This is a genomic window from Actinotignum schaalii (genome assembly GCF_028864145.1).
Classification (GTDB): Bacteria; Actinomycetota; Actinomycetes; order Actinomycetales; family Actinomycetaceae; genus Actinotignum; species Actinotignum schaalii_B.
Window position 1 is genome coordinate 1 of sequence record NZ_JARBHJ010000051.1, and the last position, 11,775, is coordinate 11,775.

Sequence of the window (11,775 nt, forward strand, 5' to 3'; positions counted from 1 at the left end):
CACGCTGGAGGTAGGCGGGCAGGTCGTTCATGCTCACACCCCGCCGCCGGCGGACGTGGCCGTGCTTATCGAGTCACTGCCAAAACCTGACTAAGATGAGCCAAGTCAGGTAATATGGAGGTGCTCCGCGGATCGCCTGTGGGGCACCTCTCCTACTGTTCGCGGAGGAATGGGATGACGGCTCAACTCACCCACGCAGATGCCGGCACCGCCCCGAACGGCGGTGTCGCCACGCGTGTCGATACGTATAAAGAAAAACGCGCACAAGGACAGCGCGCTCTCAAAGAACTCATGGCACCGATTGCGCCGCGCCTGGCGCTTGGCCGCTTCATGGCGGTGTGCTCCTCACTCGTGGCCGTGGCGCCTTTTATTGCACTGGTGCGCATCGGCGATATTCTGCTGCCGGCCTGGCGCGCCGGAACGCCGATAGATAACGAAGCGCTGAGCTGGAATGTCAAACTTCTCGCCGGGGCTTTTTGCACCCAGCTCTTCCTCTATTTCCTCGCGCTGAGCATCACACATTTCGCGGATCTCAAACTGCGCGGCCTGCTACAAGAACGCATTATCGCGCAGATTTCACGCGCACCACTCTCGTGGTTCTCCCGGGCGCGCTCCGGGCAGATCCGCAAAGCGATTCAAGCCGACACCACCACGCTCCACACCCTGGTGGCGCACGCCCCGGTGGAAACCACGGCCGCGGTAGCTACTCCCCTGGCCCTCGTTATTTTCGCTTTCACCGTGAATTGGCGCCTCGGGCTTCTCACCATGATTCCGCTGCCTTTCTACTTCGCGGCGCAAATGTTCATGATGCGGGACATGGGCGAAAAGACCGCGGAGATGGATGACCGGCTTGGTTACCTCGCCGCGCGCGGGGTGGAATTCGTGGAAGGCATCCAGGTGGTCAAGAGCTTCGGGAAAGTCGGCCACGCGCATCGTGCTTTTGCGCGCGCCGCGGATGATTTCGGGAATTTCTACTGGGATTGGTGCGGGCCGATGCTGAAAGGCTCCGCGTTGGCTATGTCCTTCATTTCCGCGCCGGTGGTGCTGCTCGTTAACATGGGGCTCGGCTCGCTGATTCTGGCCGCCGGCGCCGCCACCCTCCCCGAGGTCATCGCCTGCTCCCTGATTGGCCTGATCGTGCCACTCACTTTCGACACCCTCTCTACCAGCATGTGGTCCTACCAGCTGGCCGGGAATTCCGCGCTGCGCATTATCGAGGTGACGAGCGTGGAGCAGCTGCCGCAGCTTGAAGCCCCCGCGGAAAATCCCGCGGCTCCCACGGCCGCACCCACCGGCGAAGCCGCGGGCGGCGTCGTACCCGCGCACGTTGTGTTCGAGAAAGTGAGCTACTCGTATCCGCGCGCCGGGCGCACCATCCAGGCCCTCGACGGTGTCTCGCTCACGCTGCGCCGCGGCACCGTGACCGCGCTGCTCGGGCCCTCCGGTTCGGGCAAATCCACCCTGGCCACCATGCTCGCGCGTTTCCGTGATCCGGATAGCGGGCGGGTGCTCCTCGACGGGCACGACCTGCGCACCCTCTCCGAAAAAGACCTCTACAAGCGGGTCGCTTTCGTGCTGCAAGACGCGCACATGCTGCGCATGTCCGTGCGCGATAATATTCGCCTCGCGCACCCCGATGCCGACGACGCCGCCATCGAGCAAGCGGCCCGTGCCGCCAATATTTGGGAAGATATCTGCGCCCTTCCCCGGGGCTTGGACACGGTGCTCGGGAAAGATACCGCAATGTCAGGGGGCCAAAACCAGCGCCTAGCTATCGCGCGGGCCCTGCTGGCAGATGCCGATCTGCTTATTTTGGATGAGGCAACCGTGGCCACCGACCCCCAATGCGAAGCGGAAATCCAAAGCGCCCTCAACCGTTTGGTAGCCGGGCGCACCGTACTCGTGATTGCCCACCACGCCGAATCCGTACTCGGGGTGGACCAGGTGTGCATTTTGGAACAGGGGCGGATTTCCGCCCTGGGTACCCCGGAGGACGTAGCCGCGCATCCCTTCTGGGTGCGGCTCATGGAAGGACGCGAATATGCCTAAAACCTCTGACTCCACGAATACCTACGGCAACCACACGCACGCCGGGCGTTTTTCCGATCCGCTCCTGGTGCACGCCTACGGCTCCGTCCTCACCGAGGAAGGCCACGGCTACTATCGCCGCTCCATTACCTTGGTTATCCTCTCCGGGATGATCGAAGGGCTCGCGCTCCTCACCGTGGTACCCCTGGCGCTGACATGGTCCACCGGCACCCCGACCCTCGGCTTGGACGTGGGCGGCTGGATCAGCGTGCTCGCCGCGCTCGCGGTCACCGGGCTGCTCACCGCTTACGTTCAGGCGGTGATGGCCTATACGGCCGCCATGGACGTGATCCGCCACAGTCTCAGCCTGCTGGGCGACCAGCTTTCCCGCCTGCCGCTGGGCTGGTTCCGCTCCGGCTGGGCCGGTACCCTCTCGCGCCTGGTCACCGACGGGCTCATGGCTATCGGCCAGGGCATCGCCCATTTCACCACCCCGATTATCCGCAATGCCACCGCAGCGCTGGTGCTGCTGGTGGGCATGTGGATCTGGCAGTGGCAGCTGGGGCTTGCACTCACGGTTGCGTTCCCGCTGCTGTGCGCGTTGGCCGCCGCGGCTCGGGTATTACGACGCCGCTCCGAACTGGCCACCAGCGCCACCGAAAGCGATCTGGCGGATCGGATTGTGGAATACGCCCGGTGCCAGCCCATCCTGCGGGCCACTGGCCAGGCCGCTACCTTCGCGCCGCTCCAGGCTGCGGTTCGGGCGAACCTCGCTGCCCAGCGCCGTTCGCTCTGGCTGGGCATCGCTGCCAATCTGCTCTCCGGGGTGGGTGCGCAGCTGCTGGTGGTCAGTCTCATCGCGCTGGCCGTGCATCTATGCACGGGCGGGCTTCTCAACCCGGCGGCCACCCTCGCCTTCCTCGGGGTGGCGCTGCGGTTCATGCGAAATCTGGAGGATTTCACCTCCTTCGTTATGGCAACGGAAGTGGCTCGCACTCCGCTTGACTCCATGCGCGAGGTGCTTGATGCGCCGGTACCCAACGAGCCGGCCAGCGACGTCGCCCTTCCCACGCCCGGCGAAGTTGCCCTCACGGACGTTCGTTTCGGGTACCGCGCCGATACCCCGGTGCTGGACGGCGTGAGCTTCACCGCCCGCCCGGGCACCCTCACCGCGATTGTGGGACCCTCCGGGGCGGGCAAATCCACCCTGTTCCGCCTCATGTGCCGGTTCTGGGACGTGGATGGCGGCAGCGTGAAAATCGGCGGGGTGGATGTGCGTGATCAAACGACGGCGCAGCTCATGGCGCAACTGTCCATGGTGTTCCAGGATGTTTATCTTTACGACGACACCCTCGAAGCGAATATCCGGGTGGGCCGCGAAGGCGCCACGGATGCCGAAGTGCGAGCGGCGGCGGATATGGCCGGCGTGAGCGATATTGCCGCGCGGTTGCCCGATGGCTGGGAAAGCCCTGTCGGCGAACGCGGCGGGATGCTTTCTGGTGGGGAACGCCAGCGGGTGTCCATCGCGCGGGCGCTCCTCAAACACGCTCCTATCGTGCTTTTCGATGAAGCCACCTCAGCCCTCGATCCGGAAAATACCGCCGCTATCCGCGCCTGCATTCAGCAGCTACGCCAGGAAGCAACCGTGCTGGTCATCGCTCATAAGCTGGAAACGGTGCAGGGCGCGGACCAGATCGTGGTACTCGACGCGAGCGGTACCGTGCGCGAAGTGGGTACGCACGCCGAGCTGCTGGAAAGCGGGGGACTGTACCGGAAGTTCTGGGAGGATCGACGGCGTGCGGCCGGCTGGCAGCTGGGAGCCGCGGCGGAGTAGCGCCGACCTGGCGGAATGCCGCTGCTTTGGCGGGGTAGCTTCGCTCCGGCGGGGTGCCACCGCCTCGGCGGCGTAGCGCGACTTCGGCGGAATAGTGCCGCTCTTCGCGTGCAAATCGCGGGATCGCCGGTGCGTTTCAGCACGCCCGGCGGGCTCTTTTGCAGCGTAGCTTCGGGCTAATAGACAGTCCGCACACCCGTCCGCAGCCCTAAAAGGGGTCTAATGACGGCGTGTCGTTGGCTTGGATTCGGCCCGGAACTACCGTGAACCGCGTCCCGCAAACAAAGTGTGCGGGAGAGCACCGTTTCGGGGCGATTTCATGTCTCTAACGCACACCCTGTGGGAGGCGATGTCCCGGACTTACACTTTGCATAGCCGCCACGCCGCACCGGCGAGGAAGGTATGTTTTTCCGAGATGTACTTCGCATGTACGACAAGCACAGTACAGCTCTAAAAACAGATACCCCCTCCCCAGGTGCTGGTGTGACTATTGAACTTCGTGAGACCCGTGATGATCTCGCGGGCAGCCCGCAGGATCCGCCCGAAATCAAAGCACAACGGCAACCAGGTTAAGAAATTGTTTTGATGTCGCAGGGGCGCATCCTGTAGGGCTTGCTGTTGATGCGTTGCTATTTATGGGCATCGCAGCTCACATCATCTACGCTTACCCGTGCAGAGCGGGTGGTCGCTACAAGGCAACCCCTGGATATAAAACCACTTTTGCCCATTTCCCCGTAATCCTACAAATTGCAACGTAACCGGCCTACATTTTGCAACGTAGCAAGCCTACAAAATGCAACGTATGGGCTCTATATTTTGCAACCCACCCTCTAGACTGGGGGTATGGACACGGAAGCAGTTGCAGGAATTCCCTCACTTCCCCCGGCTTCGGGAATTTCATTCTCACCGGCTCTTCCGTTCCGGCAGATGACATCACGCGCCACACCGGCGCCGGGCGTTTCACCCGCATCCGCCAGCGCACGATGACCTGGCAGGAAAAGGGGCGCAGCTCCGGCGCGGTATCCCTCGACAAGCTCCTCGCCGGGGAGCCCGTTTCCCCGAACCTCAGCACGTCTTCTCTCGATTCTGTGATTGAGGCTCTGCTACGCCCTGGCTTCCCCGGGATGCTTGAGCTGGAAGGCGAGGCGGCGTCCTTCGCGCTCACCAGCTACCTCCAGGAAGTTGCCCGTGCCGATGTTCCTCGGATTATTACCTTGCGCCAAGATCCGCAGCTCATCTTGCATCTGCTTCGGGCCCTGGCCCGCTCGGTGGCAACCGAGGTCTCCATCGCCACTCTCAAAAAGGATCTGGACGCGGTTTTCCCCGCGTCGAGTCGGCAAACGGTATCCACGCTTCTGGATACTCTCGGATTCATTTTCGAGTCCGCGGTTGTGCACGATCTCAGCGTTTTTGCCGAAACCCTGGGCGGGCACGTGCGGCATTACCGCGATTCCTACGGACATGAAATCGATGCGGTGCTGGAATTCCCCGGAGGCGTGTGGGCGGGCGTCGAAGTCAAACTCGGAGGTGGGCAGATCACCCAGGGCGCGCACAGTCTCAAAAAAGCGGTCGCCCAAATTACACCCGAACGCGGCGAACCCGCTTTCCTTGCCGTTATTACCGGCACGGGAATAACCGGGCCCGCAGCCGAGGGCGTTATCACTTTCCCGCTCAGCACACTCGGCCAATAACACCGACCAGTAACGCTGCCCCCCTTCGCCACACTTCCCCGCGCCAACACAAATAACGTAAAGCTAACTTGACGTCAAGCCTGCTTGACATTACGCTGGTACCATACCCGCTCCAGTAGCTCGAAAGGCGGTGACCCCATGGCTAACACCTTCAACAAGCAATCGACCTGGGGATATGTACGCGGCACTCACATCTCCACACTAAAGATCGCGTGCCCGGCCGGGCTTCCCTTAGCCCTTATCGCCGGCGCTATCCGCGCGTATCTCAACCCATCCACTTTAGAACCGTGGCTGGCCACAGCACTCTATGCGGCATTTTTCTACGTCCCCCTCACGCTTCTCCTCTGGGTTACCCTCGTTGATCGCAGCACACTTCCAGGAGCTGCGGATAAGCCGCAACTCTCAGTGGAATCCCACTGGCACACCCGGGCGGCCGGCACCGCCTTCTTGGCCACCCTGACCGCCTGCGGCATTGGAGCGTTCGTAGCCACCGGCACTGTTTCAATGACATTGGCCGGAGTCATCGCTTTCGCGATGCTCAGCTACGCACTTGCGTATATGCGGGAGAAGAATCGCTAACGGCATGGACAACAACATTCCCGAGCTGCGTAAACAGCGCGGCTGGTCCCAAGAAAAACTCGCCAGCATCCTAGGCGTGAGCCGCCAGACGATTATTTCTATCGAAAAAGGCAGATTCGACCCATCCCTTCCTCTAGCTTTCAGCATCGCCAGCGTCTTTGAGCGAAAAATCGAAGATATTTTTACGCCGGATACCGACCCAGACCCTAGATCAGGCACCACCCTGAATAGCACGTCGCGGTAAGGAGCCCAACCACCCCCGCGCATACTCATACTCACCCCTGGATTTTCAAGCATATACAAGGATTTTCACGCCACATAACTGTTGACACTCCGCACTTCACTCCATAAAGTTAGGGTCACCTAACCACTAGGTCGGGACTCGGCTTCACGCCCCGACCGCTAACAAAGGAGCATTGGTGAAACGCCGTGTCATGACCGTTGCCCTGAGCGCGCTCTGCGCCGGGTTGCTGGCGAGCTGTTCCGCATCTTCCACCTCTACCGAATCACCTACCAGCTCGAGTGGTGCCAGCGCAGCTGCGTCGTCGGCCTCCCCCGCCACGGGCGATGCCGCAAGCGGCCCGATCACCGTGACCGATCAGCGCGGCCACCAGGTGGAAGTCACGCGCCCGGTGCAAAAAATTGCCTCCGCGGTGATCCCCGCGCCCACCATTATTGCCGCGGTAGATGGATCCTGGGATCGCATTGTTGGGATTAACGAATCGCTGCTGGTCGCCAATAAACAGGGCATTATTTCGAAGATTTTCCCTGCCTCGGTGACCACCCCGGTCATCGCGGATCGTCAATTCACCCCGAATATGGAAACTATTCTGGCGCAGGATCCGGATGTATTTATTCAGTGGGGTGACCGTAGCGAGGATCTTATTACCCCGATTGAATCGGCCGGTATTCCGGTGCTCGGGCTCAAGTACGGCACCCAGGAAAATCTGGAAACCTGGATCAAGCTTTTCGGTGAAATTCTCGGCAAGGAAGATCGCGCCGCGCAACTCATCGACTATATGCACAGCGAACAGGAGTCGATATCCAAGCAGGTCGCAGCGCTGGGCAAGCCCAAGCCGCGCGGGCTGCAGCTGAGCTACTCGGCGGAGAAAATGTCCGCAAATACCGAAAAGAGCTACGGGCAGCACGTATTTGATGTGGCCGGAATTCAGAATATGGCCACCTCGGATGTGGTGCAGGATGGAATCGTCTCCCCGGAGCAGATCCTGGCCTGGGATCCGGAAATTATTTTCCTTTCCGCTTTCGACAAGGCCGTTCCCGATGACCTTTACAACGATCCGCGCCTGGCCGAAGTAAGTGCGATTAAGAATAAGCGCGTCTACCGCGCCCCGCTGGGCGTGTACCGCTGGCAGGTTCCGTGCGCGGAATCCCCGCTGTACTGGAATTACGTAGCGGCCCTCGCCTACCCGGGTGAATTCAAGGTCGATATGCCCGCGCTCATGCGCGAAAAGACGAAGTGGGTCTACAACTACGATCTCACCGACGAAGATATCGATCTAGTTCTGCGCACCGATATTAATGCCGGCAGCGCCAATTATGACGTTGTCCGCTAAATCCGCAGATTCAGCGACCAGCACCATCGCCCGGCGCCGCACCGCGGCTTTCGCGGTGCTAGTTATCACCACCATCGCGCTGCTCGGCGCGATGGTGGTGGCGATGGGCATGGGCCAGCTCTCCATTAGTGCTCCGGACGTGGTGCGTATTCTCTTCTCAAGTCCGGATGATGTGGATCGCTCGGCCCTCGTGGCCATTAACCAGATTCGGGCTCCGCGGGTCGTTCTTGCCGTGGTGCTCGGTGGTTGCCTGGCTGTTTCTGGCGCGGTGCTCCAGTCCCTGTTCCGAAATCCGCTGGTCTCCCCCGATATCGTAGGGGTGTCCTCCGCGGCTGCCTTCGGCGGGGTACTGGCGATTCTGGTGGGCACCTCGAGTTTCATCCTCATGGGTTCCACTTTCATTTTCGGGCTCTCCGCGGTGGTATGCGTCATGCTCATCGGGCGGATTCGCTCCCATTCGGCCACGCTGACCATCGTGTTGGCAGGCGTGGTAGTTTCCGCGTTCTTTAATGCGATGGTCTCCCTCATGACCTACGTGGCCGACCCGTACAGCAAACTTCCATCGATTACCTTCTGGCTCATGGGCTCCTTAGCTGCGGCGTCGTGGGCAAAAGTAACCACCATTATTATTCCCGTCATTATTGGCCTTATCGTGGTGGTGGCGCTGCGCTGGCGTATTAATGTGCTCTCGCTAGGTGATGAGGATGCCCGAGCACTCGGCATTAATCCGAGTACGATGCGCTGGGTGTGCATTTTCGCCGTCGCTCTTCTCACCGCGGCTTCGGTGGCCGCCGCTGGCATTATTGGTTGGGTGGGTCTGGTGATCCCGCATCTGGTGCGCCTGCTGGTGGGGCACGATAATCGCGTGGTTATCCCGGAGTCTTTCCTCATGGGTGGGATGTATCTCCTCATTATTGACACGATTGCGCGCAATGCGACCTCGGTGGAAATCCCGGTGGGAATTTTGACCGCCACCATCGGCGCCCCGGTATTTATCGGGCTGCTCATTCGGCGCGCACGGAAAGGGCGGGCTCTTGCTTAAGGCAGAAAATCTTGGGCATCACTATCGTGGTGGCCCGTGGCTGTTCCGCGGTGTTGAACTGGAAGCCCGCCCCGGCGAAGTGCTCACGGTGCTCGGCCCGAATGCGCGCGGGAAAACCACCCTGCTGACCTGCTTGGCCGGGGTGCGCACCCCGGTGGAAGGCACCGTGCATTCGGACGGGCCCATCGGCTACGTGCCGCAATCCCACGCGGCGAACCACCAGTTCACCGTGCATGACATGGTCCTCATGGGCCGGGCTCGCACCATGCGAGTTTTCGCCAGCCCCTCGGCGGCCGATAGCGAGGCCGCGTGGGAGGCCCTCGAACGGGTAGGCATCGCACACCTGGGTGGGGCTACGTATGCCGAGCTCTCCGGCGGGCAACGCCAGCTCACGCTCATTGCCCGCGCGCTGGTTGCCACGCCGAGTACCCTCATTTTAGATGAGCCAACTTCCGCATTGGACCTGCGTAATCAACGCCGTGTCCTCACGATTATTCGCACGCTCGCGGCCGAGGGCCTGGCCATTATTATGACCACGCACGACCCGGCGCACGCTTTCCTGACCTCACGCACCACCCTTGTCATGGATGCCGATGGCCTCTCCATTGGGGAAACCGCACGGCAACTCACCGAAGCGCGGCTGAGCACGCTTTACCGCACTCCGATTCGGGTCCGTGATGTTCCGGTTGACCGTGGCTCGCAGTGCGTCGTCGTCCCAGATTTTAGTGCGAACGACGACGCCGCCCCTTCCGCTTCCACACCGCCCTCGCAAAGAAAGGACCACGATGGGTAATATTCTCACGATTATGAATACGGTGCGCGATGCGAGCACGCCACCTGATCTTATTGATACCTACGAGCTGCCCGGCACTGACCTCACGGGATATCGCGGGATCGTGGTGTCGATGGGCGCCGATCAGCTTTTCTTGGAAACTCAGCGCGAGCGCCTGAGCGCCTGGGTGCGCGCGGGCGGGAAACTGCTGGCCAACGGCCTGCCGATGCGGCGCTGGGTGGATGGGTTGCCGAGCCACCGGAAAATAGAATTTCACGGGCTTGATGATGTGTGGCTGAGCGCGGTGGAGCCGCATCCGATCTGGGAAGGCGTGGAGCGGCGCGATATTCTGTTGCGCACCGGCGTGCCCGGCCAACATTCTTTCGAGGAATTACGCGAGATCGGGGTGGCCGGTTTTTACGCGCGTTCTTTCCTGGCTGAGCTGCCCGAAGGCGCGCGGGTGATCACTGGAATCGGCCCGGGTAAGCTGCCGGTGGATGTCAGTTACCGGCTGGGTGAAGGCGAAGTGATTGTCCACAACGGTAATGATCTCAGCGGTTTCGCTTTCCCGGGGACGTCCGCCGCCGGGCTGCGCCGTGCTATCACCGAGTATCTGGAGAAGTAACGATGAAGAAAATAGCATTTGTGCACACCGGTTCGTTTTTCCACCTCGCGACCGTGAAGGATCCGGCCGTGCGGGCACGCCCGGTCACCCCCGTGTACTGGCCGGATTATTCAGGTGATTTTTCGGAGTTCGACGCCGTGTATCTGGCGGCGCGCAACCACCCGGGTGTAGTGGCCGCGCAGCACGGCCAGGTGCTGGAATTCCTGGGGCAGACCGGTAAAAAAGTATTTATCGATGGTATTAACCAGGTGGATAGCTGGCTGCCGGGGACCTCCGAGACTCCGCGCGGCACGAATTTCTGGTCCTGGCGTACCGGCGAGGATCTGGGGCGGCGCTCGGTGAACACCGACCACCCGCTCTGGCAGTATCTTTCCGATGAGGCCGTCCACTGGCATTATCACGGGGTGCTCGCGCCTCCGGCGGGGGCGACGCCGCTGGTGGTGCTCACGCAGGTGGAGCAGACCGGGCCGGGTGTTGATCCCTGGGGTGGGCATTATTTGGCACTTCCCGATCACCCGAATATATTGCTCTACCACGATAATGTGACTTTCCCGGCCGAGCTGGTGGTTTCCACGATGGATGCCACTTACCATCACGGGGCCGGCTTCATGCCCGGCGCCACCCAGTTGCTCTACCGCATGCTGGAGTGGCTCGGGGATTAACGTTGGCGCGGGCCGGTAGCGCGGGCCTGCGGCGCGGGCCGGGCGGCCGGTGCCACCGGAGTGCAGCGTTGGCTGTACGCGAGCGCGGCTCTGAGTAGAGAACGCAAGTGGGGGGGGGGGGGTGGTGCTCGCGCGCCCCCCCACAGCATTTAAAGCGCTACTGCACGGCGCCGTTAATCCGGCGGGACTCGAAGTAGTCCCACGGAAATTCGTCATCGTCTACGATGTCGTTGGGAGCGTAATACTCTGATTCGTTCGTAATCATGATTTTCTCCGTTGTAGCTTGAAACTTCAGCGCCCTCACGGGGAAGGGGAATCCCCCAACCATGACTGCCTTGTGAAGAAAAATGCGGATTGCTTCGGTCATGGACAACCCAAAACCTCGGAAAACAGATTCCGCCTCGAATTTCAATTCCGGATCAATCCGTATGGTGATCGTTGGTGTATATGCCACGGGAACCACCCTTTCATTCTATGCGAGTACTTGAGATGTGGTGAGTTTGTACAGCGCCTCGAGGGCGCTGTTGCCATGAAGCCTACGCCGCAACTACGACAACTTTCTAGGGCTGTGAGGGAGGGACTATGTGTTTTCAGAGGTGTACTGCGCCTGTACGACAAATGAAGTACACGTCAGAAAACACTTGCCCCCTCCGGAGAGGCTTGTAACTTCGGCTATTTTTCATTCATTGGTTCTGGGGCACTTTTCGACCGTGGCTCACATTATTTTCGACCGCCGTTCACAGTCCTGCTGCTCGACTATTTCGAAGCGGGTACAGGCTCGCTCGCTTCGTCCGCGCTCACGGCGAGAATCTGTTTCGCAACTTTTTGGGCGCGGTGTGCACCTGCACATATGCAGGCGAGGGTGTCAAATAGTTTGTGTAAATGCTTGATTTGAGTAAGAAATTGAGGATTAACTATGACTATGACTGATGTTCCTGATACTGCTAATGGCTCTACTGCTGATGCTT

The 11,775-nt window shown here is 60.8% G+C and carries 12 protein-coding genes; 10 read left to right on the plus strand and 2 right to left on the minus strand.

Translation table 11 applies throughout. The features are described 5' to 3' along the window. Positions 1–174: 174 nt before the first annotated feature. The 10 genes from PWJ82_RS09045 (at position 175) to PWJ82_RS09090 (ending at position 10,807) form a co-directional block, all read left to right on the plus strand. Entirely contained in the window at positions 175–2,049 is a 1,875-nt protein-coding gene (locus PWJ82_RS09045; RefSeq protein WP_274736336.1) for an ABC transporter ATP-binding protein, read from the plus strand. After that, positions 2,042–3,862: an ABC transporter ATP-binding protein gene (locus PWJ82_RS09050; protein ID WP_274734539.1), complete on the plus strand. Its 1,821-nt coding sequence runs from the start codon at positions 2,042–2,044 to the stop codon at positions 3,860–3,862. Before PWJ82_RS09045 ends, PWJ82_RS09050 begins: the two co-directional genes overlap by 8 nt. Before the next feature lie 983 nt (positions 3,863–4,845). Further along, the gene (locus PWJ82_RS09055; RefSeq protein WP_274734541.1) at positions 4,846–5,553 is read left to right on the plus strand and encodes a DUF4143 domain-containing protein; all 708 of its coding nucleotides are present in this window, start codon (positions 4,846–4,848) and stop codon (positions 5,551–5,553) included. A gap of 138 nt (positions 5,554–5,691) precedes the next feature. After that, complete coding sequence (locus PWJ82_RS09060) at positions 5,692–6,132, plus strand: hypothetical protein (protein ID WP_274734542.1); 441 nt, start codon at positions 5,692–5,694, stop codon at positions 6,130–6,132. Between the two features lie 4 nt (positions 6,133–6,136). Further along, positions 6,137–6,376, plus strand: a complete 240-nt coding sequence (locus PWJ82_RS09065; protein WP_274734544.1) for a helix-turn-helix transcriptional regulator — start codon at positions 6,137–6,139, stop codon at positions 6,374–6,376. Positions 6,377–6,551: 175 nt separating this feature from the next. Next, positions 6,552–7,706 (plus strand): ABC transporter substrate-binding protein, encoded by a 1,155-nt coding sequence (locus tag PWJ82_RS09070; protein WP_274736337.1) that lies wholly within the window; start codon positions 6,552–6,554, stop codon positions 7,704–7,706. Then, positions 7,696–8,748 (plus strand): FecCD family ABC transporter permease, encoded by a 1,053-nt coding sequence (locus PWJ82_RS09075; RefSeq protein WP_274734548.1) that lies wholly within the window; start codon positions 7,696–7,698, stop codon positions 8,746–8,748. Before PWJ82_RS09070 ends, PWJ82_RS09075 begins: the two co-directional genes overlap by 11 nt. Then, complete coding sequence (locus PWJ82_RS09080; protein ID WP_274734550.1) at positions 8,741–9,541, plus strand: ABC transporter ATP-binding protein; 801 nt, start codon at positions 8,741–8,743, stop codon at positions 9,539–9,541. Before PWJ82_RS09075 ends, PWJ82_RS09080 begins: the two co-directional genes overlap by 8 nt. Next, entirely contained in the window at positions 9,534–10,145 is a 612-nt protein-coding gene (locus PWJ82_RS09085) for a hypothetical protein (protein WP_274734552.1), read from the plus strand. Before PWJ82_RS09080 ends, PWJ82_RS09085 begins: the two co-directional genes overlap by 8 nt. 2 nt (positions 10,146–10,147) lie before the next feature. After that, positions 10,148–10,807: a hypothetical protein gene (locus PWJ82_RS09090; RefSeq protein WP_274734554.1), complete on the plus strand. Its 660-nt coding sequence runs from the start codon at positions 10,148–10,150 to the stop codon at positions 10,805–10,807. Between the two features lie 157 nt (positions 10,808–10,964). Here the strand turns inward: PWJ82_RS09090 and PWJ82_RS09095 are convergent, their stop codons facing one another. Together PWJ82_RS09095 and PWJ82_RS09100 are read right to left on the minus strand one after the other, a co-directional pair. After that, on the minus strand, positions 10,965–11,261 hold the full coding sequence (locus PWJ82_RS09095) for a type II toxin-antitoxin system RelB/DinJ family antitoxin (protein ID WP_016441906.1): 297 nt from the start codon (positions 11,259–11,261) through the stop codon (positions 10,965–10,967). A gap of 302 nt (positions 11,262–11,563) precedes the next feature. After that, positions 11,564–11,775: hypothetical protein (locus PWJ82_RS09100; protein ID WP_274736340.1), on the minus strand; the 212-nt coding region annotated here is incomplete at its 5' end.

Excerpts from the sequence above, each read along its gene's own strand:
- PWJ82_RS09045 (WP_274736336.1), top strand. The coding sequence starts at position 175 with ATGACGGCTCAACTCACCCACGCAGATGCCGGCACCGCCCCGAACGGC.
- PWJ82_RS09050 (WP_274734539.1), top strand. The coding sequence starts at position 2,042 with ATGCCTAAAACCTCTGACTCCACGAATACCTACGGCAACCACACGCAC.
- PWJ82_RS09055 (WP_274734541.1), top strand. The coding sequence starts at position 4,846 with ATGACCTGGCAGGAAAAGGGGCGCAGCTCCGGCGCGGTATCCCTCGAC.
- PWJ82_RS09060 (WP_274734542.1), top strand. The coding sequence starts at position 5,692 with ATGGCTAACACCTTCAACAAGCAATCGACCTGGGGATATGTACGCGGC.
- PWJ82_RS09065 (WP_274734544.1), top strand. The coding sequence starts at position 6,137 with ATGGACAACAACATTCCCGAGCTGCGTAAACAGCGCGGCTGGTCCCAA.
- PWJ82_RS09085 (WP_274734552.1), top strand. The coding sequence starts at position 9,534 with ATGGGTAATATTCTCACGATTATGAATACGGTGCGCGATGCGAGCACG.
- PWJ82_RS09090 (WP_274734554.1), top strand. The coding sequence starts at position 10,148 with ATGAAGAAAATAGCATTTGTGCACACCGGTTCGTTTTTCCACCTCGCG.